This is a genomic window from Blastocatellia bacterium (genome assembly GCA_025054955.1).
In the GTDB taxonomy this organism is placed as follows: Bacteria; Acidobacteriota; Blastocatellia; order HR10; family J050; genus JANWZE01.
In genome coordinates, this window is the sequence record JANWZE010000104.1 from 1 (window position 1) to 25,581 (window position 25,581).

At 57.1% G+C, this 25,581-nt stretch carries 22 protein-coding genes; 6 read left to right on the forward strand and 16 right to left on the reverse strand.

Annotated elements, in window-relative coordinates; all coding sequences use genetic code 11:
- Positions 1 to 372: 372 nt before the first annotated feature.
- The 14 genes from NZ823_13265 to NZ823_13330 all read right to left on the reverse strand — a co-directional run bounded on the left by NZ823_13265 (position 373) and on the right by NZ823_13330 (position 13,938).
- Positions 373 to 828: a hypothetical protein gene (locus NZ823_13265; protein ID MCS6806094.1), complete on the reverse strand. Its 456-nt coding sequence runs from the start codon at positions 826 to 828 to the stop codon at positions 373 to 375.
- Between the two features lie 169 nt (positions 829 to 997).
- Positions 998 to 1,465, reverse strand: coding sequence for a nuclear transport factor 2 family protein (locus tag NZ823_13270; protein ID MCS6806095.1), 468 nt, complete (start codon positions 1,463 to 1,465; stop codon positions 998 to 1,000).
- Positions 1,466 to 1,697: 232 nt separating this feature from the next.
- A complete protein-coding gene (locus NZ823_13275; GenBank protein ID MCS6806096.1) occupies positions 1,698 to 2,132 on the reverse strand; it encodes an ester cyclase in 435 nt (144 codons plus the stop codon).
- Between the two features lie 108 nt (positions 2,133 to 2,240).
- A complete protein-coding gene (locus NZ823_13280) occupies positions 2,241 to 2,534 on the reverse strand; it encodes a GYD domain-containing protein (GenBank protein ID MCS6806097.1) in 294 nt (97 codons plus the stop codon).
- Positions 2,535 to 2,590: 56 nt separating this feature from the next.
- The gene (locus tag NZ823_13285) at positions 2,591 to 2,947 is read right to left on the reverse strand and encodes a response regulator transcription factor (GenBank protein ID MCS6806098.1); all 357 of its coding nucleotides are present in this window, start codon (positions 2,945 to 2,947) and stop codon (positions 2,591 to 2,593) included.
- 205 nt (positions 2,948 to 3,152) lie between these two features.
- The gene (locus tag NZ823_13290; protein ID MCS6806099.1) at positions 3,153 to 3,806 is read right to left on the reverse strand and encodes a response regulator transcription factor; all 654 of its coding nucleotides are present in this window, start codon (positions 3,804 to 3,806) and stop codon (positions 3,153 to 3,155) included.
- Positions 3,796 to 6,822 carry a histidine kinase gene (locus NZ823_13295; protein MCS6806100.1) on the reverse strand — a complete coding sequence of 1,009 codons (3,027 nt, stop codon included), beginning with the start codon at positions 6,820 to 6,822 and terminating at the stop codon, positions 3,796 to 3,798. Before NZ823_13295 ends, NZ823_13290 begins: the two co-directional genes overlap by 11 nt.
- A 226-nt stretch (positions 6,823 to 7,048) precedes the next feature.
- Positions 7,049 to 7,465 carry a hypothetical protein gene (locus tag NZ823_13300; protein MCS6806101.1) on the reverse strand — a complete coding sequence of 139 codons (417 nt, stop codon included), beginning with the start codon at positions 7,463 to 7,465 and terminating at the stop codon, positions 7,049 to 7,051.
- A gap of 339 nt (positions 7,466 to 7,804) precedes the next feature.
- Positions 7,805 to 8,353 carry a DinB family protein gene (locus tag NZ823_13305; protein MCS6806102.1) on the reverse strand — a complete coding sequence of 183 codons (549 nt, stop codon included), beginning with the start codon at positions 8,351 to 8,353 and terminating at the stop codon, positions 7,805 to 7,807.
- Between the two features lie 205 nt (positions 8,354 to 8,558).
- Positions 8,559 to 9,644: a hypothetical protein gene (locus tag NZ823_13310; GenBank protein ID MCS6806103.1), complete on the reverse strand. Its 1,086-nt coding sequence runs from the start codon at positions 9,642 to 9,644 to the stop codon at positions 8,559 to 8,561.
- 471 nt (positions 9,645 to 10,115) lie between these two features.
- A complete protein-coding gene (locus NZ823_13315) occupies positions 10,116 to 11,348 on the reverse strand; it encodes a cyclopropane-fatty-acyl-phospholipid synthase family protein (GenBank protein MCS6806104.1) in 1,233 nt (410 codons plus the stop codon).
- 391 nt (positions 11,349 to 11,739) lie between these two features.
- Positions 11,740 to 12,429, reverse strand: coding sequence for a hypothetical protein (locus tag NZ823_13320; GenBank protein MCS6806105.1), 690 nt, complete (start codon positions 12,427 to 12,429; stop codon positions 11,740 to 11,742).
- 3 nt (positions 12,430 to 12,432) lie between these two features.
- On the reverse strand, positions 12,433 to 12,864 hold the full coding sequence (locus NZ823_13325; GenBank protein MCS6806106.1) for a hypothetical protein: 432 nt from the start codon (positions 12,862 to 12,864) through the stop codon (positions 12,433 to 12,435).
- Positions 12,865 to 13,365: 501 nt separating this feature from the next.
- Complete coding sequence (locus tag NZ823_13330) at positions 13,366 to 13,938, reverse strand: elongation factor P (protein MCS6806107.1); 573 nt, start codon at positions 13,936 to 13,938, stop codon at positions 13,366 to 13,368.
- Between the two features lie 306 nt (positions 13,939 to 14,244).
- Between NZ823_13330 and NZ823_13335 the strand changes: the two genes are divergently transcribed.
- Entirely contained in the window at positions 14,245 to 15,309 is a 1,065-nt protein-coding gene (locus tag NZ823_13335; GenBank protein MCS6806108.1) for an amidohydrolase family protein, read from the forward strand.
- A gap of 154 nt (positions 15,310 to 15,463) precedes the next feature.
- On the opposite strand, the gene NZ823_13340 is transcribed toward NZ823_13335, so the two are convergent.
- Positions 15,464 to 16,987, reverse strand: coding sequence for a serine/threonine protein kinase (locus tag NZ823_13340; protein ID MCS6806109.1), 1,524 nt, complete (start codon positions 16,985 to 16,987; stop codon positions 15,464 to 15,466).
- A 4-nt stretch (positions 16,988 to 16,991) separates the two neighbouring features.
- A complete protein-coding gene (locus NZ823_13345) occupies positions 16,992 to 18,080 on the reverse strand; it encodes an FHA domain-containing protein (protein MCS6806110.1) in 1,089 nt (362 codons plus the stop codon).
- A gap of 747 nt (positions 18,081 to 18,827) precedes the next feature.
- Here NZ823_13345 and NZ823_13350 point away from each other — a divergent pair.
- From NZ823_13350 to miaA, 5 genes are all read left to right on the forward strand, one after another.
- Positions 18,828 to 19,781, forward strand: coding sequence for a Gfo/Idh/MocA family oxidoreductase (locus NZ823_13350; protein MCS6806111.1), 954 nt, complete (start codon positions 18,828 to 18,830; stop codon positions 19,779 to 19,781).
- Positions 19,778 to 20,902, forward strand: coding sequence for a beta-lactamase family protein (locus tag NZ823_13355; protein MCS6806112.1), 1,125 nt, complete (start codon positions 19,778 to 19,780; stop codon positions 20,900 to 20,902). Before NZ823_13350 ends, NZ823_13355 begins: the two co-directional genes overlap by 4 nt.
- Before the next feature lie 2 nt (positions 20,903 to 20,904).
- Positions 20,905 to 21,870, forward strand: a complete 966-nt coding sequence (locus NZ823_13360) for a TonB C-terminal domain-containing protein (GenBank protein ID MCS6806113.1) — start codon at positions 20,905 to 20,907, stop codon at positions 21,868 to 21,870.
- Between the two features lie 146 nt (positions 21,871 to 22,016).
- Complete coding sequence (locus tag NZ823_13365; GenBank protein ID MCS6806114.1) at positions 22,017 to 24,434, forward strand: SpoIID/LytB domain-containing protein; 2,418 nt, start codon at positions 22,017 to 22,019, stop codon at positions 24,432 to 24,434.
- A 144-nt stretch (positions 24,435 to 24,578) separates the two neighbouring features.
- Positions 24,579 to 25,541, forward strand: a complete 963-nt coding sequence (gene miaA, locus NZ823_13370) for a tRNA (adenosine(37)-N6)-dimethylallyltransferase MiaA (GenBank protein ID MCS6806115.1) — start codon at positions 24,579 to 24,581, stop codon at positions 25,539 to 25,541.
- Positions 25,542 to 25,581 lie beyond the last annotated feature (40 nt).

Genomic DNA, 25,581 nt, shown 5'->3' on the forward strand with positions numbered 1-25,581 from the left:
GATCCAATTGAACTCAGGCCAACCAGCAAGAGAATGACAACTAACGAGAGATAATGTTTCTTCATAGATTCCTCCATACAAATGGTGTGGTTGGGGCGAGGGCAGGGCCGATGCACGTTCATTTCGGCTTCCATCTACTCACGTGCATAGGTGGGCCAAGGTCCCCCGAAAACATCCTGTTTCTCACTGGTTCGCCGATTCAGTTGCAGGGCGACGCTGAGTTGATCTTTCACATTCACTGGTGAAGGCCTGCCACATTGTCGCACGAACATCTCTGTTCGCAGCCTGAGCCAGAACGACTTTGGCCATCGTGGCCTCCCCCAATCTTGGCCAGGGCCATGCATGTCCGTTCGCTCCGACTCGCGGATACAATCACCGTCGGGGTTCTAACACGATCTCCCGCGCCAGTCGTTGGCCCATGACCTCCCGAATTTCGAGCCGCTCTTTATACCCTTGCATCTGTTTCTGGTCGTCGCCAATGATCCGCTGGGCCAGGGCCTCGGCCTTCGGCTCATTGGCCTCCATCGTGGCCAAATCTTTGTACTCGGTCAGCAGAAGCAAATTCCAATCCATGCTGCCATGCGCCTCCGTCATTAACACTTTGTATGAGAGAATCAGTCCTTCTCGTTTGGCGGCCTCCTGATTCCGTTTCCACTCTGAGGCGAGGTAGTTGAGATAGGCCGTGTCCATCCCCGGTTTCACTCTGATAAAGCCGATCTCCCAGACCGAACCGTTGCGGTAGGGCCGACTCACTTGAGCGAAAATCGAGATGCCAACCAAGAGCATTGATGCAACGAGTGAACTGATGAGTATGCGTTTTGTCTTCATATCATTCTCCTTCCCATCATGGGTGTCGTTTGAGGGCTCATCAGACGAGCGGCCGCGCCGTCTCGTCCTGGTGAACCCAGGTGGTTAATTAAGGGAGCGTGGATAGCTCTCCCTTCACTGTGGTTGCTCACCGTTTCGCCGCCACAGGCTTTGCCTTGTGGTGTAGTGCCTATTGGCTCAATGGTGTTTCCTGATAGGAAACCAATTGCCACCGACCTCCCCGACTGACCCATACACTCGTGGCATAAACCGGCTTCAACGGTTTCCCCTTGAATGAACCCTTGAGATCACATTTATACCGGATAATAGCCACATCTTGGGTGACTGGTGCGATGTGAGGCTCGTCTATTGAATAAGATTCAATGGTCAATTGGGCGATGCTCTCTATGTCTTCCTGTCTGGTGGATGGTCCTCCCTGCGTATAAGCTCTGTAATCTTCGGCCACCAGAGCCTTGATCGCCTGAACGTTTCTGCTTTTATACGCCTGCCATGATTCTCTCTCCAAGGCAATAAGTTGTTGCGCGAGCGTATCCCTCCCCGTCACCGGCTTGGAAGATTGTTGGGCTGCCCCGGTCAGTCCCAGAGCGGTCAAAACACTGGTCATAATCAAAACCAAAAAGATTTTTTTTGTCATCATAAGCTTGTCTCCTTTGATTGATTGGTTAAGGGCGTATCTGAAAGGGTCGCTCCAGAGGAGCGTCATGTTTATAGCCCATGTCCAAGAAGCCATCTCCAGCTCCGATAGGAGCGACATGTCGCCCCTGACAGGGCTGGAGGGATGGGGATAGCTCCAAACGATAAACCTGTCGTCCCTCACGGGACTTTGCAAACACGCCCTACCTCCTTGATGGAATGGCGAAGTGTCGGCATTATTCCGCGCCTGCCGCTTGCCCCAGCGCCGGAACCGCGCCGATCTGTTGCATCAGGCCGAGCGTGTCCCAGATGGTCGTTTCCTCGACGATCTGGCCGCCGGCAAATCGCGCGAAAGCAGTTCCCTTGACCAAGACCGGCTTGCCGCTCGGAGCGATGCCCATCAATTCACCCGTGTGTGTACCCACGAAGGTATAATGCACCATCACTTTGTCTCCTTCGCTGAGGGTTTCTTCAATGGTGGCTTGGCAGTCGGGAAACGCTCGGGTGTAAGTCTCATAAAGTTGTCTAAAACCAGACCGGCCGCGCAGCACTCCGCCCGGCGTGTGAATGACGCAGTCGGTGGCGTAAGTCTCCTCGATGAGCGCCGAATTCTTTTGGTTCCAGATTTCCTCGACGACGCGATTGTAAATGGCTGTGTTTTGTTTTGACATGCTCTGTTCTCCTTTCTGTCTGACATGTGCTGGCGGTTGTTGACCGCCGGTGGATGGCTGTTTGGCGTGACGTAGCATGAGATTGAATGCTGGCCCCCGCCAAGCCAGCTAGGGTAACGCTGCGATGATCTGGCGGTATTCAGGCTCAGTGAACGCACGGAGGGTGACCGTGCGGATGCTTCCTTTCGCGGCTTGGGCCAAAATGACTTTCGCCACCGTTTCATCGTCCGGCGCTTCGACCAGGAGGACAAAGTCATACTGGCCCATGGTGAGGTAAAACGCTTTCACTGTCGCGCCCATCTCTTGCCACGCCTCCTTGGCCGCTGCCAGTCGTTTGGGGCTTTCCTTGATGTTCTCGATGCCTTGTTGCGTCCAGTTTGCTAATAGAATGTACGTTGCCATTATGTCCTCCTTGTCGTTTTGAGTTAAAGATCAGGTCGGTTGTAAGAGCCACTCCTTCACGTTTTGTGCGCGTGTTCTCGCAGTAGTTGCGACAGCGTGAACAGATTCTCTTTCAAGACATAAGCGAAGGCGCCCGCCGCCCGCGCCGATTCGCGTAGGATCGGCTCATCGTAGTTGGTCACGATGATGATCCTGGCGTCAGGATAGGTGGCTTTGATCTGTTTGGTGGCGGTGAGCCCATCCACCGGCTCCAGTTCGATGTCCATGAGCACCCAGTCAGGTTGGTGCTCGGCGTAGGCGGCCAGCGCATGGCTGCCATCCGAGCATTCGTAGAAGTGCGTGACCAGGTCGCTCAACAGTGACTTGATCGTCCGGCGCATGGGTTCATTGTCTTCGACGATTAACATGTTCATGCTTCTCCTGGTGCACACTGAAAATCTGCTTGTCAACAGCGTGCTGGCAGATATATACATTGAATCGCATGAAGGCGGTATCGCGGATGAGGGGTATTTTGACTCCCTTAGTGCGGGTATTTTTCTACCTACTTTGGGTAGAGTGGGGGCGCACACCTCTGGCGTGCGGCCTTCAATAGCACGTTGGAAGCGTGCGTCCCCAGGCTTACAATTGCGACTCGTGCTCAAGAGCGAATTTCATCAGGGCGTGGCTGCCCTGTAGCTCCAGTTTGAGGCAGATATTCTTCCGGTGAGTGCGGACCGTGTGAGGGCTGATGTACAACAGCTCAGCAATCTCTTTGCTGGTTTTGTATTCGGCGATGAGCTTGAGGATCTGGCGCTCGGTGGGCGTCAGCAGATCAAGACTGAGGCGGGGCTTGGCGGGCAGCGATGACGGTCGCCGTCGGCCCACCAGATACGAGGTCAACGCTGGGCTGGTGTAATGCTGTCCTGCCATCACAGCTCGGATGCTACTGACAATGTCGGTGACGGCGCTGTCTTTGAGCACGTAACCCTTGGCCCCCAGAGCTAACGCTTCGTTGAAAAAGTCTTCTTCGCTGTGCACGGTGAGGAAGATGATCTGGACGGCGAGGTGTTGTTTTTGGAGCGCGCGCGCCACGCTGAAACCATCCATCTGCGGCATGTCAATATCAAGGATGACAATCGCCGGCCGCAGCGCGGCAATCTGTTCCAGCGCCGCCTGACCATCGCCCACTTCTGCCACCACCTTCAAGTTTGACTCGCGTTCAATGACCTGCCGCAAGCCTTGACGAAAGATCGGGTGATCATCGGCAATGAGCAATCGAATTTCATTGAACATAGCATCCATCCTTCAAGGCCACTCGGAGGGTGACCGTCGTGCCCTGGCCCGGAGCCGATTGAATGAGCGGACTAGCGCCCAGAATGCGCGCGCGCTCCTTCATGCCAATCCAGCCGAATCCGCCGCCCTCATCTCCGGGCAGGTCAGCCGTGCATCCCTTGCCATTGTCTTGAACCACGATCTCCATGAACTGCCCGTCTTTCTTAATCATCACTTTCACTTCGGTCGCTTCCGCGTGCTTGACGACGTTACTGAGACTCTCCTGGACGATGCGGTAAAAGTGAATCTCCAACTCGGGCGGCAACACCCCATCAATCGGATCGAGCTCGGTCGTAATGCTCAGCCTGTTGGAACTGGCCACGTTGCGGATCACTGCTTCAATGGCTTTGGTCAAGCCGAGGCGATCAATCTGGAAAGGACGCAGATCATACGCGATCTGTCTCACTTCAGCGAGGGCTTGGCTGGCGGCCTCAGCAATCTCTTCCATCTGCTCGAAGGCGTGTTCTGAATTTTCAGGCGTTTGCAAGCTGTGCAACGCCCGGTTCTTGATGATGACCAGGCTTTGACTGAGGCTGTCGTGCAGTTCCGAGGCAATGCGTTTGCGCTCATGCTCCTGCATCTCGATCAGACGCCGCGAAAATTCTTCGTGCGCCGCCTTCGCCCGCTTCAGTTGCGAGACCCGCCGATGATAGATCAGCAGGACCAGGCCTCCCACGCCCAAGACCGTGAGCGACACAAACCACCACGCCTGCCAGAATGGAGGCAAGAGCACAAACTGGATGCTCGCGCCGTCCAGATTCCACACGCCGTCATTGTTCATCGCAATCACTCTGAACCGATACTGACCCGGCGGCAGGTGGGTGTAGTACGCCGTGCGCCGCGTGCCTGCCTCCACCCAAGTATCATCGTAGCCTTCCAGTTGGTACTTGAAGCGCACTTTTTCCGGCGCGGTGAAACATAGGCCCGTGTAGTGAACCTCAAAGTCTTTCTGGTTCGGCGCGATTTCAACCGTTTGTCCAAGATCAACCGAGATCTTATCAGCCAACATCTGCTCGATATGTATAGGCGGGGGTAATGGGTTGCCGACGCTTGGGTCCACGACGACGACGCCTTTGATGGTGGGGAACCAGAGCTTGCCATCCCGCGTCTTCCACCCGGCCGGTTGAGCGCCGCCATTACACTCGCTGATCGCCATGCCATCACCCGTGCCATAAGAAATCGAAGTGACGGCCTTGATCTTCCCATCGGCCAGATCGTTCAACTCGCGCCGGTAGACGCGATAGATGCCTCGGTTGCAACTCATCCAGAAGTAGCCGCGATCATCTTCCAGAATCCTCGACACGATGTTGTCAAACAATCCATTCTTGGCGGTGATCGGCGTGAATGCTCCGTTTTTGAACCGGTTCAACCCGCCGCCGTAGGTGCCGATCCAGAGCGCGCCGTCAGCAGCTTCATAGATGTCCCGGATGTAATTGTGTGACAGGCCATTTTCAGTTGTATAGTTTGTAAACTGGCCATCTTTCAAACGACTGAGTCCGCCCGTCGTGCCGATCCAGAGCGCGCCTTGACGGTCTTGCGTGATGACCCGCACATCGCTGCAGACCAATCCGTCTGCCACACGATAGTGAGTCATTTCACCATCCTTCAGTTGGTAGAGCCCGCCGGGGTTTCCGGGCGCATTGCCCTTGAGTGTCCCGATCCAAACGGCTCCCTGTTGGTCTTCGTAGATCGCCATGACGGGGACATCCACAAACCGCTCCAAGCTCGTCAGTCGTCCCTCTCGATACAGGTGAAGCCCCAGGTAATCGCCAATCCAGAGACTGCCATCGCGTGCTCGTCGTAGCGCCCATGGTCCGATGAGCGTGCGGCGTCCCTGGAGGTTGTAGGCATAGAGGTTGTGGACAGTGAACGTCCCATTCTGGAACTGGAACAACCCCCCAGACATGGAACCGAGCCATACCTTCCCATCCACGTCTTCCGTCACGGGGACAAAACTGTTGTCAGAAAGTCCATCAACCTGCGTGTAAGCCGTCAATTGTCCCGGCCTGAATCGGTGCAGCCCTTTCCCATCCGTGCCGATCCAGAGGTTTCCTTCGCGGTCCACGAGCAATGCGCGCAGGCGTGGTATCTGATCAATCAAGCGCGTGAGTGCCCCGATCTCTTGCTCCATAACGATCCGCCCATCCTCAAACCGGGCCACACCCTGCGGCGTTAGGAAGCGGATGTTTCCCTCACGATCCTGAAAGACGCGAAGGACGAGGTCACTGCGCACGTCCTGCGCCGATGACAAGAGGTGGCGGGTGACGGTCGTCAATACGCCCGCGCGGTACCGGAAGAGTCCCCGCGTGGTGGCGATCCAGAGGCTGCCGTCCGGCCCTGCGCCCTGATTCAAAATCCGTCCGGGACCATCGCCGATAATGGTTGTTGTAGTCATCCTGTTCCCGTCAAATCGCATCACGGCGCGATCGGAGGAAAACCAGAGGTGACCGTTCGACTCCTCTTGGATGCATTTGATCGTCTGGGTTGGAAAACCATCCGCCGATCTGTCAGTGGTCAGCGCCCCGTGCGCGTAGCGCGTCAGCCCGCCCGGCTCCGTCCCAATCCACAGTGTTCCGTCACGGTCCTCACCAATCGCCCACACCAGATTGCTCGGCAATCCGTTTTCTACTGTGTAGGTGGTGAATCGGCCTTGTGCATAGCGGGTCAGCCCGCCATTCTCTGTGCCAATCCATAAGATTCCGGCTCGATCTTCAAACAGCGTGACGATCCGGCTGCTTCGTAATCCCGGACTGGTGGTGGCATCGAAGATGGTGAACTTCATTCCGTCGAAACGCGCCAGCCCGCCGAATGTGCCAAGCCAGAGGTAGCCATCACGGGTTTGCACAATGCTGGTGACAGAATTTTGCGGCAGTCCATCTTCGGTGGTCCAAGCCTGATGCAGAGCAGGTGGCCCTTGTGGTTGGGATGCAGCAGCCGAGGCCGATCCTTGACCAGCCGCAAGCCACCATATCAGCATTGCCAGAGCAACACCCTGTACGCTACAACCACCGCTGCTCGTCGTCCAATTCACAACCTGGTCACCAGTGCGACCTTAGGAATTTGCTTACCGCCCTCATCCCGGAGGTCTACGCTGGCCTCAGTATAAGGTCTATGACCTGAAAGGGCAATGAGCAAACTGTATCGTGAGTGGTCACGACAAAGACGCCGAACACGCGACGAACCACCAGCCGGTTGACGGCAGGTCAATCCCCGTCACCACTTTGTGCCGTGTTTCGGGAGATTCGTTTCGATTCAAATCCGCGGACGACAACGTAGGCAATGAGGGCGAACAGGAAAAACACGAGCAGCATCCAGGCGATCCCTTGGAGCGCGCCAATGATGGTTTTATAAACTTCGATCAGCCAACGATCCAAGTTGAGCGCCATTGACTGCCCGTCTTTATCCGGCGTGATGTATTTCTCCAGCTCCCACACACGGACGCCGCCAGAGATGCCCACCACATAAATGGCAAACAGAATGTAGCGTTGCCACGACGATGCCAGCTCTTCTGAAACAAGTCGGTCGAGGATTTTCTTGACAGGATGCGCGAACAACCATGCCGCCACTGTCGAGACAACAGCAGCTATCAACAGAGTCACAGCCAACAGGGTGATGAACATGTGATGCCTCCTGTTTTGAGCATGGAGCACGGTATGTGGCACAGGCGTTCCCGCCTATGCTCCGTTTTCATGCTTCGTGGTGTGCGCGGAGCTCATGGGCGATTCCTGACTTTATCTTGGAGTGCGCCGGCAGAGCGAAGCGGCGACGGCGCTTTCACCTCTGCATATAACCCTTTTGATCGTTCGTGGCGTGCTGTTGCCGATGAACGATTCCCAGAGGATGCGACTTGAAATAAGGAAGGCCCTTTACCATGACGCTCCGCTTGATGGTTGCGCGTTGACGCGCGCATCCTCTGGGATACGCCTGAGCGCCAGCGAGGCGGGATCGCGGCCGCTGGATCACAATCCGTGCTCCTGCCGCGTCACGCGAATTTGCTCAAGGTGATGCCGTGTGTGGTCCGTTTGATGATAGATCAGTTGACGGACGGTGAGCTTGGTCACTTCTGATGCGCCGGCTCGTTTGAGCATAACGAACCGCTCCCATGCCTGGGGCAGCTCGCGCAGCAGTTGCTCGATGTGCTGATGTTTGGCGCGCATCAGCGCCAGGTCGGGCGCAATCGGACGACTGGCGTAATCCAGCGCCGCTGCGCACACCGTATTTGAATCGTACCAGCCCAGATCAACCGTGCAGCCAGAATGGCTCAAGGCAGCTTTGACAATCATCGAGCTGATGTCATCCATGTCTACGATATGGTGGACAATCTCGCGGATTGTCCATTTGCCAATCGTGTGCGCGACATCGAGGTCCGGCTCGGTTAGGCCAGCCAGAGCAGCTTCCAACTGATCTGGCGCCATGATGTACTGCACGAGTAATTCCTGCCGGGTCAGCTCCAGCTCGGCATCGCCTGTCGGTTGTTGATGTGTTCGAGAAATGGCCTGGGCTGTCATTACTCTTAGCCTCCTAAAAGCAGCGTTCGGCGATCAGCAGTCAGCCTGCCCGTTTGCTCAACGGGTCAGGCCGAGCGCCGATCTCTGTTTTTCTCGGTTTAGCACTCCAGCAATTTTCAACCTGCCTTCATCGGCGAGCGCCCGCAACCGGGCGAGTTGACGCCTGCTGGCGGGCGTCGCAGCGTAAACGAATTGGCAAGCCGCTCTAATAGCGCAAAATCAACGCCACGCGCTGATGAGCCTGCAATGCGCCATTGTCAACGAACACAACCCGTCCGTGTTTGCTCAACACGGTTTGTACTAATTCATCCACCGCGTCATCCAGGACATCTGAGGAGGTCACGTTCTCAGCGGGAATCAGGTACAAGCCGGTGGCATCGGTGCGGGCGGGATAATGAAAATCTTCTTCAACCAGCAACGTCTGGCCGCGCCCTTCGTGAGCGAGTCGCCAGACTTCCCCAATGCCGGAGACATAGCGTTGCGTGCTAACCGCTACGGCTAGCTCATCCAAAGCTTTTCGCTTTTCCATCTCCAGTTCGTTCCTGATCAGCGGCCAGACCAGTTCAGCCAGCTTCGTTGGCGGTAGGTCCTGATAGTGCCCCGTCAACGTCGCGCGAATCATTCGTGTGTTGGTTGAGACCTCATCGAACAGGCTCAGCGCGCGTTTGGTTCCAACCACCACGGCGGGCAGCGCTTCCGCATTGAGAAGCTGTCCGAAAGCCGTATCCACACGACGCAGGAATTGACGATACCGTTCATCGCGATGCTTTGACTTCTCATTCCCGAAATTGCTCGGCAGCGGCTTCGTCCAACCAAGTTGTTCAAGATTCATCGGAAATTCGCCGCCAATGACTTCCAGCAGTGTGTCACGGACGCCCTTGTAAACGCGCGTCCCCTTGGGGCTCAGCACCAGCACCCAGTAACGTGGCGTTCGGTTCAGCATCGCGATCAGATCGCGTATGGCAAACGTTTCGTCAACGACCACCTGCTCTTTGAGCGGAAACGGCACGTAGTAGAGATTGGCGTAATCGCGATTGACAAACAAAGCCAGCCCATCCAGCGTCCGGTGATAATCAATCTGCGCGACCAGCTCCTCTAGCTTCTTGAGCAAGGGCTCGACGTCCGGTTTGGCACATTCTGCAAGCAGCCGATGGGTAGCTTGTGTCACCAGATTTTTAACTCGGATCGGGTCCTGGCGCCCTTCGACCGCATTGCGGTGGGTTGGCACCAAGATGGATACAGCCGGATAGCCGCGAATGGATTGGAGACGTTGAATGTCTTTGCGATTCATCGTGTGCATCCTCCTTGTCGTAACGGTTACACATAGGCCCCAGTGGGAGCCTTCCTTGAGGGAGGTCAATGCGATTGTCTGCGCGTGAACATCTCATCATGATGTCCCTCATGGGCGGGCCCCAACGAGCCATCAACAGGCAGCTTTCAACTATACACACCATGCTTTTTTATTCAAGGGCAAACACTATGCCATCGGGCGTCGCCTCCTGGCTCCGCGCAAGTGATAGGCGATCAGTCCATTGAATCGGCAGGACGGAATGGTGGTCGGGTAGCCTTGGGCAAGCTCACGCAACGGCGGGGTGTTTTCGCGCGATGGGCGCTCCCGATGGATGGGCGCCGGTTGACCCGCTGCGCCATCTGCCGCGGTTGCCGCAAGGTTTTTGTGGGCTAATGCTATGTTGAAAGAGGCATGAGTGTCTGCAAACAGACAATGCCATCAGCGCAACCACGATCAGCCGGGTCAGGGAAGTTACCTCGTGCTTATCAATGAGGGTGATACTTCCCGATTCAATGCCTCGACATACAGATGCTCGCGCGTCCAGGGCAAAGCATTATTCAACCCGTTGGTGAACGTGATCTGGTAGAGTCGCAGATTGCCGTAGCGGAAACCTGCTTCGGCCGAGTTCAAAAACATCCGCCACATGCGGACGAATCGCGCGTCAAACATGGCTTCAATCTCGGCGGCATGCGCTTCAAATCGCTGTCGCCACTGACGCAGCGTTTCACTGTAATGCAGCCGCAGGTTCTCTACGTCAATAGGGACGAGCCCGGCTTTTCCCATCTCTCGTAAGATTTCGTCAAGCAAGGGCAGGTACGCGCCGGGGAAAATGTACTTCATCGTCCAGGGATCGCCAGCCGAAGGGCGATCCTTGCCGATTGTATGAAGAAGCCCAAGGCCGCCTGGCTTGAGCAAGGCGCGCGCCTGAGCCATAAACGTGGGGATGAATTGTTTGCCGACATGCTCAAACATGCCGATGGAAACCAGCTTGTCAAATTGTCCTGACAGTTGCCGGTAATCTTGGCGCTCAATCCTGATGAACTGCTCCAGATGCTCGCGTGCGACGGTTGCGCGCGCCCACTCCACCTGGGGCTGTGACAATGTGCAGCCGACGCCTCTGACGCCATAGTGGCGAGCGGCGTACATCAACATCCCGCCCCAGCCGCAACCAATGTCCACCAGCGTGTCGCCAAGCTGAAGTTGGAGCTTACGGCAAATGTGCTCGTACTTTTGCTGCTGCGCTTGCTCCAGTGTGTCGTCGGGCCGCCGGAAGTAAGCGCACGAATAGGTCATGCTTTCATCAAGCCAGAGTCGGTAAAACTCGTTGCCTCGATCATAGTGATAAGCGATATTGCGCGGCGCGCGCCGTAACGTGTTGCGAGAGGTCACTGCGTGCCACAACATGCGCAATGCGACGTGCCATGGCAATTTAAGATTTTGGATACGCGGGTCCAGCCCGAGACGAATCAATGGCTGCCAGTCGCCCTCTACCGTGATGTGGCCTGCCATGTACTCTTCGCCGAATCCAAGCGAACCTTCGCTGAGCGTCCGCTTCAACGCGCGTTCGGTTTCAAATCCCAGCACGAAAGCTGGCTCTTCTTCGCCGATGCGGAGCCGCTCGCCATCCCAGAATCGCACCTCGCATGAGACAAGCGAGCCATTGTCGGTGACCGCCTGCAGAAGCTGCTGGAAAACTCGTTTCATGGCTGATCAGCCTCCTTACAAGGATCTGTGTGATTGTCTGCCGGTCGTTTGCCGCCGCGCCCATTATAGCGGATTGCCGGCGGCCAATCCAAACTTTATTGATTCGGCTCGCTTGATTCCGCAACCGCCTGGTTGCTTCTGCAACCGCGCTCTCTTCGCATCCGGCCATCGCCACTGGCAATAGGCCTCGTTGGGAACGATTGCCGGCTCGCACAACAGAGGCATGCGCCGTCGCCACAACCCGCCATCGCACTAGCCGCCGTCACAACAGCCGCTATCGCAACCGATCAACCGAATTTAACGGCGCACATCCGCTAGAATCACACTAACCGCTGTCACAACAGCCGCCGTCACAACAGCGACGCACTTGGTGGCCGCTCTCGCGCATCGGTTAGCTTCGGTTCTGCTCGAGGAATTCCCGTGTGAACTGGTTCCAGGTTTCGTCGTCCATAAGTTCGAGAACGCCGTCGGCCAGTTGACCGCCATCTTGAAGCACGTGCCCCAGCGCCACTGTAGCCATCGGTCGAGCGGCAAAGAATTCCTGGATGCGTCGCCATTCACCTTCCAACCATGTCCAGGCCTCTTCAGCGATCCTCAACTGTTTCAGGTCACGAGCCAGATGATGTGGCCTGATGTGGCAGACCCAGCCGGCTCGATAGGGGTCTTCTCGGATGACCTGTGGAGAGCGGTTCAGGTCGTGATTGACGGCATGCACCACACCATCAATAGGAGACCTGAATGTGGCCGCTCGTGCCCCTTGGCGAATGGTGAACAGCGGATCGCCACGATGGACCTCCTGCCCGTTGGCAGGCAATTCAATGGCGTCAATGCGACCGATCAGGCGTTGTGTCACATCATCCATGCCAACCTGCGCCCAGCCCAACCGATCCACGTTGACCCAGGTGTGGCCGGCATCGAAGAAGACGCCTGCCGGCGCCATCGCCTCGAAGGCGAACGTGGGCACAGCTTCTGGCGTCGCCGACTGAAGGGCCGGCGCTCGCTTTTTCGCTTCATTCCACTGCACAATCGAATCAATCATGATGAAAGCGACAATCGTTAAAATGACAAAGATAGCAACCATACTTCACCTCCTTCCGCCCGGCTCACGACGGACGTCGCCATGTTGGCTTGGCGTCTGTTCAGATGCGCGGACGGTGGATAAGAATTTGTCAAGAATTGACTGCAACCGACGAGCATCAATCCAATGACCAGCCTCTGTAACAGGTGTCCCTCCATCCTGTAACGTGATGCCAACCTCTGCGCTGGCGCCGCTCGTCAACCGACGCAATTCTTCAATCAACGTCTCGATAGCCACTGGATCAAATGGCGCACGCTGAGCCGGCGATGCGCCCTGCTGTCCTCGCATGACTTGATCAAAGGCGCAATGCTCGCAGTCGTAGGCCTGGTCGCAGAGCTTGTAATCAACGACCTTGGCCAGCATCCACACGCACTTGAGCAGATGCTCCGTCGGCAGCGCGTCCGGATCGTAAGCTCGGTTGTGCGCATCGTTCATCATACTCTCACTCCTCCAGCTTATTTGGTTGTGCAAGCAGTGTGCCGAGCAACCCGCAATGGGGCTGAGCGCCGTGCGTCGCGGCAAGTCATGCTACGCTGCAAGTTACAAGCTGAGGCAAAATCCTATGAGGTGTTGCGCCAATCCTGGCCTGTTGAAAGGGTCAACACGAACCGGGCTGGCCAGTCAATAAATTCTGCTAATCTGTAGTCAGAAAGGCATCTAACGTCAGTAGAAAAAATCAACGCAGATTGTTGTGGATCTCAACAAAGACGAGCCGCTAAGATGCTGAGAAGTGAACAGCGATGATTCAAAAAGCCACTGGTGTGAAACACAGTCACGTACCAGCGTGGATGACGAAGGAGAAGAGCGGCCGGGGAATCGCTTGTTGAGGACCAAAGCGAGTGGTCGCTAATGCCTCCGCGCTGGCATCTGCAGCGATCCGCCGACGTGGCGGCGTCTGTGTTCTCTTCTTTGGAGAATCGCCGATGCGCTGACGCCGCCTTAGCCGGATGGGGATTTGACCCGCTCTAGGTATTTGCCTGTTTCCACCTCGACCCTGACCACATCGCCCTGTTTGATGAATTGAGGCACAAGCAGCTCCATGCCATTTTCCAGCACGACCGCCTTGTAAGTTGAGGTGTCGTGTTCGCGCAGGCCGGGCGGCGCGGTGACAACCGTCAGATCAACGGTTTCAGGGAATACAACGTTGATCGGGTTACCATCGTAAAGCTCGATGCCAATGGGCCGACCGGCTTGGAGAAATTTATCTCGACCACCGATGAGGTCGCGCGGCAGGCCGATTTGATCGAACGTCTCCGGGTCCATGAAGTAGAAGGAATCGCCATCCGAGTAGAGATATTCCATGTCGCGACGCTCAATCAGCACCTCTTCGATTTTCTCTTCGGGATGCAGCCGCCATTCTTTGATGTGGCGCGTGCGCAGATGTCGCGCTTTGGCGTACATCACGCCGCCCAGTTTGCCGCCTCCGGCGTGGTATTCGGCGCTGAGGATGCGATAGAGTTCGCCTTCCATTTTGGCGACCATGCCGGCTCTGAGTTCGCTCGCCGTGATCATACGTTCTCCTCCTCGATGTGAACGGTGCTTGAACGAGATTTATAATGTAAGCCCATGATTCAATTCCCGCAATGCAATTTGTGTCAAGAGGCTGCGGAGCTCATCAGCAAACGCTCTGGTGAAGTCAGGCGGCGCAATCCGCACACGTGCGCCGTGAGCGTGCTTGGCGGTCTGTATCAGCATGCGGCGAGCGATTCGCGGCGGTCTGCATGAGTACGCTGTCCGCAGCGGTGGGAGACAGGCGCTCCGCTTGACCGGTTGCCGTCCAGCGACCTATACTGCCACGCCATGCGATACCTTGCATTCATGCTGCTGTGTCTCATGCCGGTGGCGGCTCAACAGCCGACGATGACGATCGAAGAGTATGAGCCGAAATCCACGTTGGTTGTCCCACAGCACATCGTGACGCGAGCCAAGTATCCGTTCATTGACGTGCACAGCCATCAGAACTCGATGATGTCGGCTGAGGAACTGGCCAAATTGGTCGAGCAGATGGATCAGCTCAATATGCGTGTGATGGTCAACCTCAGCGGCGGCAGCGGCGAGCGGTTGAAACAGGGCGTTGCCAACATGAAAGGACGTTATCCAGATCGGTTCGTCCTGTTTGCCAATATCAGCTTTGAAGGGATTGACCAGCCCGATTACGGCAAGCGTGTCGCTGCTCAGTTGGAACAAGACGTGAAAAACGGCGCGCAAGGATTGAAGATTTTTAAGAACCTGGGCATGACAGCCCGCGACAGCGCCGGTCAGCGTATCCCTGTGGACGACCCGCGACTCGACCCGGTATGGCAAAAGTGCGCCGAGTTGAAAATCCCTGTGCTCATCCACACGGCTGATCCCAAGCCGTTTTGGGACCCGATGGACAGATTCAACGAGCGCTGGCTGGAGTTGAAAGAAATTCCTAGCCGCGCGCGTCCGCCTGACAAATTCCCGCCGTGGGAACAGATCATCGGCGAGCAGCATAACCTCTTTGCCAAACATCCGAAGACGATCTTCATCAATGCGCATCTGGGATGGTATGGCGGCAATCTGGAACAACTCGGCAAGCTGATGGACAGGCTGCCGAATATGTACACTGAAATCGGCGCCGTGCTGGCCGAACTGGGCCGCCAGCCACGCTTCGCGCGTCAATGGTTCATCAAGTATCAAGATCGCGTCATGTTCGGCAAAGATGCGTGGAATCCACAGGAATATCACGTCTATTTTCGCGTGCTGGAAACCGCCGACGAGTATTTCGATTACTACCGCAAACGGCACGCGCACTGGAAAATGTACGGCCTCGAATTGCCTGACGAAGTGTTAAAAAAGCTCTATTACAAAAATGCGCTGCGCGTGATCCCCGGCATCAATCCGACTGGCTTTCCCCGTTAGCACTGAGCTATGCGCGGGACATTACGAAACTTTGAAGAAGGGAAACCGGATGACGCGGGTCCAGCAGCGCCGGCCGATGGCTGCGCATCGTATCTGCATGAGCCGCTCGCGTGCGCTGTCTTTCTCAGCGCTTCCCAGCCTGTGAGGTCCGAGCTTATTTGTCATCGCCGCCTTTGAATACACTGCCGACCTTTTTTATTCCGCCGCCCACTCGACGGAAGAATCGCCCCACCCGGTTGTCAGCTTGCTTCGTTTTTTGTGATACCTGCGATTGAGCGTGATGATTGTCCGGAAGTCGGCGCGGCTCCTTTTTCGCCAGTGCGATGCTTTGTTGCTCCGATGACTTTCGAGGTGGATTGGAAATGCGACGCGCTGGCGCAGCAGGCGCGTTGACCCTCGGTGGCGCCGTTTCTCTTAGTAAATGATCGGACGGCTTGAGTGATGATTGTGGCGGCGGTGGTGGCGCGACCGCGGGCGTTCTGGTGGTGGTTGCCAGTCCAGCAGCAAAGCTGATGAAACCGACAAGCGCAACAGCGATGGCATAAGATCGCCAGTTGAGTAGTGTGGCCTGATTGAGCGGCACTCGGGTCGCATGCCCCTTTCGTGGCAAGTTCGTTTGCTCAACCGGCGTGCTGTGGATTTCTCTGGTGCGGGCGGCCTGGTCGCATTCGTTCGCAACCGATAATTCATGGCGGTGGGCTGACTCATGTGTCTCGATGGGTGGGCTGGTGCCCGTCTTTATGGGTGGGCTGGTGGCCGTCTTTTCGCTCGGAAGGGTTTCCACCATGGTTGGCCTTGGCGGAACCGCTTGCGCAAGTTCGGCACGGAATTCGGTCGCCGATTGAAATCGCTGACTAGGTTTCTTGGCCAGCGCGCGCAAAATAGCGGCTTCGATTCGCGCCGGGATGCTGGGCACGAGCGCGCGCGGCGCCGGGGGCGTGGCTTCGACGTGCTGTTTCATCAGTTCGTATTCATTGCGGCCGGTGAAGGGGAGACGCCCTGTGAGCATTTCAAACAGCACAACGCCGAGTGAGTAAATATCGGAACGCGCGTCCAATTCTTCAGCGCCGAACTGCTCTGGCGACATGTATTCAGGTGTGCCAACCAGCATGCCTTCTTGTGTGACACGCGCGATTCGCGGGAGCCGCGCGATACCGAAATCCATCACCTTGATCGTTCCCGCGTCGGTCAGCATGATGTTGTCCGGTTTAATGTCGCGGTGAACGATGCCGGCCTGATGCGCATGGGCGATGCCATCGAGAATTTCACAGAAGAGCGGTATAGCCTGTTGATAGGGCATTGCGCCGGATTGCCTGATGATCCGGTCCAGTGGCAGGCCGCGGACAAATTCCATGGCGATGAAAAAACGATCGCCGTGCCGGAAGAAGCTATACACCGAAGCGAGCGCCGGATGTCTCAGCTTGGCCAGCGTGACCGCTTCCAGACAGAATCGCTCCAAACTCTGCGAGTGACGGGCAAACTCAGGATGAAGCGCCTTGAGCGCAACGTCGCGGTGGTGGATCAAGTCGGTGGCCCTGTAGACGGCGCACATGCCACCCATGCCGATTTTTTCGATGATGCGATAATGACCGACGATCTTTTCGGTCCACTCATCATGCTGCTGAGCATGCGTGCGCGATGGCGTCATAGCGTTGGCGCTCGCCGAGCGTTCAATCACAGGACTACTCATCTTGTCGCGAAGCGAACGCGCCCACAAGGACGGCGATCACCACCAGTGTTGTGACAAAGAAAATCAGCATCTGGTAGCTCGACAACGCCCAGGCCGTTTGGCTGGCGCCCGGCTCACCCGCTTCGAGCTTGGAAGATGCTCCGCTCATCGAATCCATCACCGCCGTAATAAATCCGATGAAGATGGCCAGCAACGCCGTACCGACGAGCAGGTTTCGCACGGTGAATGTCGTATCACCGGCCTCTGTGGGAGCAGCGATGACCTCTGCCACGTGTTCTTGAGCCGTTGGCACGAGGTCAGAGACGAGCGTTTCACCCTGATAAAATCTGATTTTCGGCCCATTCACGCCGAATTCGATGACATCGCCCGGCTTGAGTGGGCTCCGGCCGGTAACCCGTTGGCCGTTTACAAACGTCCCGTTGCGGCTGTCCAGATCAATGACCACGAAGCCATCGCCTTGCCGGATAATTTTGGCATGTTTGCGGCCGGCCAGCAGGTCTTTCTCCTGATCAAAAGCAATGGTGTTGGATGGGTCACGACCGATCGTCAATTCATCATCCGGCCCCAGTGTGTGCCACTCGGTTTGACCCGTTTTGGAACCCTGCAAGTGTTTGACGGCCACTGAGTGGTTGATCGCGTCAGTCGGCGTCATCTCAGAGGTTTTCAGTCTTCCTGTCGCGTCAACTGGCACGACAAATCGCGTTGGGCGAATAGTGGACGCCCGTTGAAGCACCCGCGTGGCCAAACCGGCCAGCGAATCTTTGCCTTGGTAGAATTGAATACTTGGCCCGCCCGGCCCAAATTCAATCACGTCGCCTGATTTCAATGCGGTTGGTTCAGTGATGCGTTCATGGTTGACGAACGTGCCGTTGCGGCTCTGCAAATCCACCAGCACGGTTTGGTCATGTTGCCGGACGATCTTGGCATGTTTGCGCCCGACCAGATCGTCTTCGTCTTTGTGAAACTGTAGCCTGTTGGAGGGATCACGGCCAATGGTGAGTTCTTCGTTCAGTTCAAGATCAAACCATTCTGTCTGGCCGCTTTTTGAACCACGCAGATGTTTAATAATGATCGGCTCCATACAGCTCACCTCGAGCTGAGCTGTGTGCAAGCATCATACCAGAGGTGATCCCTGACATGGTTGGCAGTGAGTAGCCAAAAATCAGTCGTTTAGGCATTGCCGAGCTGCTGCATGAGTGGTTGCATGGTTGAAACTTTCCTTTCACGGCGTCGGCTCGGTGTTTCAGTCATGAAAACCGGTGGCGTCGCGCCAGCTTTGCCCTTGAGCGATTTTTCTGCTCTAAAAAATAATAACCATTTTCATGCTTCGTGGCATACTGTTGCACATCGGCGATTCCCTTGAGAATGTGGCGCAGGCGTTGCCTCCTGTGCTCTATATTTCATTCTTCGAGCGTGCCATTGCGCCGGGCAATTCCCTTGAAAATAGCCCACGGAACACACGAAGTTCACGAAAGAATTGCATTTTCATGTTCGTGGCGAGCGCGGAGCACTGAGCGATTCCTGCTTGGAAGCAAGAGGAACCTGCATGGCTCTTTCGTTGGCCTGCATTCCGCGCCTGAAAATCGCATCACCACGTCCGTGCTTGCGCCGGCAACAGAAGCTGATTGACATTGTGGCAACTGCGCCATCGTTTGCGTGGCTGACGAGTTGACCGACATGCAGGAGTTAAGCCAGACCAGGAGGGATGGCAGCAACAGTTTTTAGGGCTGCCCAATGAGATCGGGCGCGCGCAAAGCGCGGCAACCGACGGCGAATCTCGACAAACATGGAGCGGGCGATTACCATTTTGCCTTGCGTGAAATCGGGCATGATGCGAGTCGCTGTCATTGGTGTAGGGCAAATGGGACGACACCATGCGCGTGTCTACGCCGGGTTAGAATCGGTTCGCCTGGTCGGCGTATGCGACATCGAGCGGGCGCGAGCCGAGGCCGTCGCTGCTGAATTTCACACGACGCCGTATGAGGACTATCGCGCATTGTTCGATCAGGTGGACGCTGTCACAGTCGCCGTTCCGACCGAGCATCATAGCCGGATTGGTTGTGAGTTCCTGCGACGTGGCGTCGCGGTGTTAATGGAAAAGCCGATCAGCCGCACGTTGGAGGAGGCCGACGCCTTGATTGCTGCTGCCGAACAAGCCAATGTTGTGCTTCAGGTAGGGCATCTGGAGCGATTCAATCCGGCGGTGCAGGCGCTCGGCGAGATTGTCACACAGCCCCGGTTTTTTGAAACGCATCGGCTCGGTGTGTTCAGCCCGCGCAGTCTGGATATTGATGTGGTGATGGACTTGATGATTCATGATCTGGATGTGATTTTGTCGTTGGTCAAGTCAGAGGTGACCGGCATCAGCGCCGTCGGCGTTCCAATCCTCTCGCCGCGCGTGGATATTGCCAATGCGCGGCTCGAGTTTGCTGATGGTTGTGTGGCCAACATCACTGCCAGCCGCATCTCGCGTGAGAAAGTGCGCAAGCTCCGCTTCTTTCAGCCTCACGATTATGTCTCGCTCGATTACACCAATCAGGAAGTGGAAATCTTCAGTCTCACGTCAAGCTCGCCGCCTCAGATTTCTCATCGTCTGTTGCCGGTTCAACCATGCGAACCACTGAAAGCCCAGCTTGAATCGTTCCTCCGTTGTGTGCGGGAGAGCGCCCCGCCACTCGTTGACGGGCGGCAAGGCCGGCGCACGCTGGAGCTGGCCATGCGCGTGAACCAGAAGATTACTGAACACGCGCAACGCGCCGGCGTTTCACTGATGGTGTCATGAAAGACCCGTTTGGCAAAATTGATCAATGGTTGAGCGATATGATTGCGCGCGGCGCTGTGCCCAGCGCAGCATACCTGCTGGCCGCGCGCGGAGAGGTCATAGCCTGCCGCGCCTTTGGCAGAGCCGTGATCCACCCTGAAGACATCAAGGCCACCACAGAGACGATCTACGATATTGCTTCGTTAACCAAGCCGCTGATCACAACCACGCTGATCATGCAGGCCTGCCAGCGGCGCATCCTGTCGCTCAATGATCCAATCGCTCGTTTCGTCGCCGAGTTTGCCGGCACGGACAAACAGACGGTCACAGTTGAGCAATTGCTGACGCATACGGCCGGGTTTCCTGCCTGGCGCCCTATCTATGCCGAGATTAAGGAGCGCGGTCAACTGGGCGAGTATCTGGCGCGACTTCCGTTGACGCATCCGCCCGGAACCAAGGTGGCTTACAGCGATTTGGGATTTATCACGTTGAGTCTGTTGCTGGAGCGGATCTATCAGACCGGCTTTGACCAATTAACGCGCCGCGAGCTTCTTCAGCCCCTCGGCTTGACGCGGACGTTCTTCAATCCGCCTACGACGCTGCAGCGAAGCATTGCCGGAGGCGAGCTGAACATGGATCGCGAGCGCGAAGAAGCGCGACAACACGGCTATGACATCCCCGATCATCCCATCTGGCAGCGCCGTTTCATCTGGGGAGAAGTGCACGACGGCAACAGCTATTTTCTCGGCGGCGCCACAGGCCATGGCGGGTTGTTCTCGACGCTGCGAGAGACGTGGGCACTGGCCCAGCAATACTTGCCTGGAAGCCGGTTGCTACAGCCGCACACGTTAGGATTTTTCTCGAAGAATTTCACACCGGGCCTCAACCCGCATCGTTCGCTTGGCTGGATGCTGGCCAGCACGCCCGGTTCGGCGGCCGGCTCGGCGCTGTCGCGTGATGCCTTTGGGCATACAGGGTTCACCGGCACCAGCCTGTGGATTGAGCCACGGCTGGAGCGCGTCTATATCCTGCTGACCAATCGGACGCATCCACGTTTGACCGATGCCAACATGAATCACGTGCGTCAAACGTTCCATGCGTTGGCGGCTCGCAGCTTGAAGCAGGTGGTGAAGAAGGTGTAGCGATGTTACAACGACACCTGTTTGCCAGTTACCAATGGTTGCAACAGGACCGCGTCTTTACGACGCCGGCGAAAGTGGGCACACTCGTGTCGGTGGCGGCGCATGCCATTCTCTTCGCTGTGGTCTATACGGCTGATTTAGGCACAAGCTGGTTATGGCAAACGCCTGCCCTGACAACACCGGTGCTCAGCCAAACGAGCGATGTCGTCGAACTCTATGGCCGACCGCTGATTCTCCCGCCGGAAGTGGTCAATCGCCTGCTTCAGCAAGGACCGACGCGCGAGCCGGCGCAGGCAGACTTGATCGGCGAGCGCGGCACCGTCGCTCAAGGTGGAACCAGCCCACGCGCGCGCGACTCCTCGCAAAATCCTCGAGGCAGCAGTCCAGCCGGTTCGCCTCTGTCCGGTTCACCAACGATGCCGCAAGCGGGAGCACAAAGCCCGGAACGGCCGGTTGTCGAGTCGGCAACGCAGGCCCCGACCGTGGCCTCCAAGCCAACTCCCTCACGCGGCGCAGGCGCAGGCGGTGATCAACAACTGCCTGATGTTGGTGGCACGACTGACCTGGCTCAACTGAATCTACCCAAGCGGGATGTGCCCGCAGGCGTCACCAGTGATGAACCGACGCTCGTGCCGCGTGGCCCGATTTCGCTCAATGTGCGCGGCGTTGGCGCTATCGAAGAATATCGCGTCTACTTGCAGCGCGCCATTCAGCAACGCTGGCAAATCCCGCCTGAAGCCAATTTGCTCGACAAGACCGTGTCGGTCACGATCGAGTTCGTCGTCGCGCAAGATGGCCGATTGGTCTCGGTTCGCCTGCATCGTTCAAGCGGTATCCGGGCGCTGGACCGCGCGGCGCAACGCGCCATTGAGTTAGCGGCGCCGTTTCGCCCCTTGCCGCGCGTCTTTCCCGGACCGACGCAGGTGTTTACCGACACGTTTATTTACTATCCACCATCGGGCAGTTGAGCAGAGTATGGACACGTGAATTCACCACCGGTTCTTTCCCATCAGGGCGTTCTGGGCCAAGGCAAGTTGAGCAGAGTATGGACACGTGGGTTCACCACCGGTTCTTTCCCATCAGGGCATTCTGGGCCAAGGCAAGTTGACGGAGTATGGACACGTGGGTTCATCGCCAGTTGACGCTGATTCATAGCGCAACCAAAGTGCGTCTAAGCGACGGCCTGAGGCGGCGGTGCCACGGCTCGATCGTCCGGTTGCGCACGCGTATTTCATCGCTCATGGCCTGGCTCTGCGCATGGGCGCTACTGGGCAATATCGGCGTGCCGGTTCAGGCTTGGTCGCTCAATGCTCAGGCTGAGCAGGCGACGGCGCAACAAGAATCTCCATCGCGCAAAGCGCGTCCCCGCCGGACGCGTCCTGATGCTGATGCAAGCGAGAGGGCGCCGACTGGCGCCAGCGCCGCCAGATCAGCTTCTTCACCTCAACCGTTCATTCGTGTGGCATTGGCCGTAGATGTGCCCGTTGCAACCATCTCTTGCGAGCAGTCGCTCGGTCGCATCGAGCAAGAAGGGGAACCGCCAATTCCATTGGGCGAAACGCAGGTGCGCGTGCAACCTGGAATGCTCCAGGAGCCTACGCCTCTATATGCAGTGCAGGTGATGACCATTCGCCGGCGTGATCAGGTCAGCGGGCTGCTGCAACGATTGCGGCAAGAGTTCCAACAGCAAGAGGTGATGGTCAAACACGACACAGCATCGGAGCGACACCATATTTATGTTGGCCGGTTGGCCGATGAAGCTGAAGCGAATCGCTTGGCGCTTCGTGTGAAGTCGGCCGGCTATAGCGAGGCGAAACCGGTGGCGGCGCCGCCCCGCCCAGGATTGGTGCTCAGCTCGCCAAGCAACGGATCACTGTTGCGCACCGCCTCTGGTTTGACGCTTGTGTCACTGGCGCCGGCAGAAGCGCCTCTCAGATTCAACGGACGGGCCTATCGTGGCCGACTGGTCGTCCTATGCAATGCACAAGAACGATTGACCATTGTCAATGAGCTGCCGCTAGAAGAATACCTCTGGAGCGTGGTACCTAATGAATTGGGGCCGACAGCCTTTGGGGAGCCGGAAGCGCTCAGAGCGCAAGCCATCGCTGCCCGCACGTTCGCCGTGCAACAAAAATTGAAGGCAACGGCTGAGGATGAGTACGACATTTTGTCCGACGCGCGCGCGCAGGTATACACTGGCGTAGACGCTGAACACCCATTGAGCACGCAGGCCGTGAACGACACGCGTGGCTTGATACTGACCTATCAAGGCGAGCCGATTGAGGCGTTGTATTCTTCAACCTGCGGCGGTTGGACGGAAGATGCCGAGGCTGCATTTGGCGAAGCAAAACCCTATTTGCGCGGCGTGGCGTGCGCGCCGGAGCGGAGCCAACTGGCCGCGCGCGCGATCACCTCGCTGCAAAAGCCAGCGCCGGAATGGTCAGTCGCCCTGCTTCATCTCATCGGCCTGCCGATGCCCTCTGCTTGGACTGCCGAATCGCTTCAGGTGCCCGCGACCGTCGAGGACGTTTTCAACTGGATGAAGCGGCTTGCTACGATGCTCGGACGAGACGCGCAGATCGAAGCAGTGGATAAATCATCACTGTCCCAACTGGAAGGATTGGCGCGCGCGCTCGTTTCGGTGTTTTACCCGCCTGACTATGCTACTGTCATGGTGCCGCCGGCCGATGTTGATTACATCCTGGACGGGAGCGATACGCAAAACTGGCCTTCTGAGACACGAGCCGCCATTGCCACGCTGATCCGCGATGGTGTGTTGAGCCTGCCGCAAGACGCTTCGCTCAACCGATCTTCGGCTGTGTCACGCCAACACGTGCTGACAGCCCTGTTTCGCCTGGCTGAACGCGCCGGTTTGATTCGACTGCAATCAGGGTTGGCGCGGCGGCTGGACAAGAACGGGTTGCTCATCCGCTTGGAAAATGGCGCAACGCAGACGTTTTCGCTCTCCGACAAACTGTTTTTGTTCAAACAGAGCGGCGACGTGCGCCAGCCGATCAAGCGAATCGCGATTGCGGGTGGCGAGCGCGTGTGGTTTCGCCAGGATACGAACGGGCGCATTGACTATCTGGCGGTTGAGCCGCATGCCAACGGCGTTTCGCTCGACCGTTATTCACCCGCTGCGGTGTGGGAGGTTCGTTTGACGCCGCGTGAGCTGGCCGACCGGCTCAGAGCGCGCGGCATAGATGTCGGCGATCTCGTGGACGTGATCATTGAGGCGCGAAGCGCCACACAACGTGTGACACTGGTGCGGGTGATTGGCGCGGGCGGCGCCAGAGAGTTGCGCGGATCAGCCATTCGCGCCGTGCTTGGAGTGCGTGGCAATCGGTTTGTCATAGATCGCCGACGCGACGCGCAGGGCAACGTTGTCGAGCTGGTCTTTGCCGGTCGCGGCTGGGGACACGGCGTAGGACTTTGCCAAGTGGGAGCCTACGGCCTGGCTCTGGAAGGCGCGTCCTACGCTGAGATTCTGCGCAGATATTACACCGGCGTGGCGATCACCAGGATCTATTAGTCGTCAGCTCATGCCGTTGATGGCAGGCCCCACGGATGGTGACCCGCAAGCAACAAATCGGATTGCTCCTGCTGCTCGTTGTCCTGATGGTCTATGCGACACTGCGACTGCTCGACGTGCTATGATCCAACGATCTGACGCACTATGACCCAACCATCTGCCGCAACCCATCGCCCGATTCTAGCTGTGGTCGGGCCGACTGCTTCCGGCAAGAGTGACCTGGGCATTGCGATTGCCCTGCGCTTTGACGGCGAGATCATCAACTGTGATTCGGTCCAGATTTATCGCCGATTGCTTGTCGGAACCTCCAAGGTCCCGCCTGAACAGCAAGCGGGCGTTCCGCATCACTTGATTGACATTGTTGAGCCGACAGAACATTTCACCGCCGGCCAGTATGCGCGGCTGGCCACTGAGGTCATTCAAGAGATTGAAGCGCGTGGCAAGCTGGCCATCCTGGTTGGGGGCACAGGCTTTTATCTGCGCGCCACGCGCCTGCCGCTCTTTGATTCGCCGCCAACCGATCTGCGGTTGCGCCAGCGGCTCACTGCCATCCTGAAGCGTCATGGCCCGGCGCACATGCATCGGCTGCTGCATCGAATAGACCGCGCATCGGCTCAGCAAATTCCTATCAACGATTGGGCGCGCACGATTCGCGCCCTAGAATTTTACTTGCAGACGGGTGAGTCCATTGTGGATCACTTAAATCGTCGGCCGCCGGCGCCTGAATTCGCCAGGCGACTGCGCGTGATAGCGTTGAATCCGCCGCGAGCCGAACTCTACCAGCGGATCAACGCGCGCGCCATGCGCATGTTTGAACAAGGGTGGGTAGAGGAAGTAGAGGCGCTGTTAGCTGCCGGCGTGCCCGCTTCGGCCAAAGCGCTTGGAGCGCACGGTTATCGTCGCATTGTCCAGTACCTACACGGCGAGCTGTCGTTGGAACAAGCGATTGAGTTGACGCAACAAGATGTCCGACATTATGCCAAGCGTCAGTTGACCTGGTTTCGACGTGAACCGGACGTGACCTGGTTCGATGGGTTCGGCGACGATCCTGCTGTGCAACGTCGGGTGATTGACTACCTTTGCGGCCTATTTACGCGACCGGCTTGAAATCGGCCATGCATAATGCTAGCTTAAGGAGCTCTATACT

What these genes read in the sequence shown, in the direction of transcription:
- NZ823_13265 (MCS6806094.1), bottom strand. Translation starts at nt 828, where the DNA reads ATGAAGACAAAACGCATACTCATCAGTTCACTCGTTGCATCAATGCTC.
- NZ823_13270 (MCS6806095.1), bottom strand. Translation starts at nt 1,465, where the DNA reads ATGATGACAAAAAAAATCTTTTTGGTTTTGATTATGACCAGTGTTTTG.
- NZ823_13275 (MCS6806096.1), bottom strand. Translation starts at nt 2,132, where the DNA reads ATGTCAAAACAAAACACAGCCATTTACAATCGCGTCGTCGAGGAAATC.
- NZ823_13280 (MCS6806097.1), bottom strand. Translation starts at nt 2,534, where the DNA reads ATGGCAACGTACATTCTATTAGCAAACTGGACGCAACAAGGCATCGAG.
- NZ823_13285 (MCS6806098.1), bottom strand. Translation starts at nt 2,947, where the DNA reads ATGAACATGTTAATCGTCGAAGACAATGAACCCATGCGCCGGACGATC.
- NZ823_13290 (MCS6806099.1), bottom strand. Translation starts at nt 3,806, where the DNA reads ATGTTCAATGAAATTCGATTGCTCATTGCCGATGATCACCCGATCTTT.
- NZ823_13295 (MCS6806100.1), bottom strand. Translation starts at nt 6,822, where the DNA reads ATGCTGATATGGTGGCTTGCGGCTGGTCAAGGATCGGCCTCGGCTGCT.
- NZ823_13300 (MCS6806101.1), bottom strand. Translation starts at nt 7,465, where the DNA reads ATGTTCATCACCCTGTTGGCTGTGACTCTGTTGATAGCTGCTGTTGTC.
- NZ823_13305 (MCS6806102.1), bottom strand. Translation starts at nt 8,353, where the DNA reads ATGACAGCCCAGGCCATTTCTCGAACACATCAACAACCGACAGGCGAT.
- NZ823_13310 (MCS6806103.1), bottom strand. Translation starts at nt 9,644, where the DNA reads ATGAATCGCAAAGACATTCAACGTCTCCAATCCATTCGCGGCTATCCG.
- NZ823_13315 (MCS6806104.1), bottom strand. Translation starts at nt 11,348, where the DNA reads ATGAAACGAGTTTTCCAGCAGCTTCTGCAGGCGGTCACCGACAATGGC.
- NZ823_13320 (MCS6806105.1), bottom strand. Translation starts at nt 12,429, where the DNA reads ATGGTTGCTATCTTTGTCATTTTAACGATTGTCGCTTTCATCATGATT.
- NZ823_13325 (MCS6806106.1), bottom strand. Translation starts at nt 12,864, where the DNA reads ATGATGAACGATGCGCACAACCGAGCTTACGATCCGGACGCGCTGCCG.
- NZ823_13330 (MCS6806107.1), bottom strand. Translation starts at nt 13,938, where the DNA reads ATGATCACGGCGAGCGAACTCAGAGCCGGCATGGTCGCCAAAATGGAA.
- NZ823_13335 (MCS6806108.1), top strand. Translation starts at nt 14,245, where the DNA reads ATGCTGCTGTGTCTCATGCCGGTGGCGGCTCAACAGCCGACGATGACG.
- NZ823_13345 (MCS6806110.1), bottom strand. Translation starts at nt 18,080, where the DNA reads ATGGAGCCGATCATTATTAAACATCTGCGTGGTTCAAAAAGCGGCCAG.
- NZ823_13350 (MCS6806111.1), top strand. Translation starts at nt 18,828, where the DNA reads ATGATGCGAGTCGCTGTCATTGGTGTAGGGCAAATGGGACGACACCAT.
- NZ823_13355 (MCS6806112.1), top strand. Translation starts at nt 19,778, where the DNA reads ATGAAAGACCCGTTTGGCAAAATTGATCAATGGTTGAGCGATATGATT.
- NZ823_13360 (MCS6806113.1), top strand. Translation starts at nt 20,905, where the DNA reads ATGTTACAACGACACCTGTTTGCCAGTTACCAATGGTTGCAACAGGAC.
- NZ823_13365 (MCS6806114.1), top strand. Translation starts at nt 22,017, where the DNA reads ATGGACACGTGGGTTCATCGCCAGTTGACGCTGATTCATAGCGCAACC.
- miaA (MCS6806115.1), top strand. Translation starts at nt 24,579, where the DNA reads ATGACCCAACCATCTGCCGCAACCCATCGCCCGATTCTAGCTGTGGTC.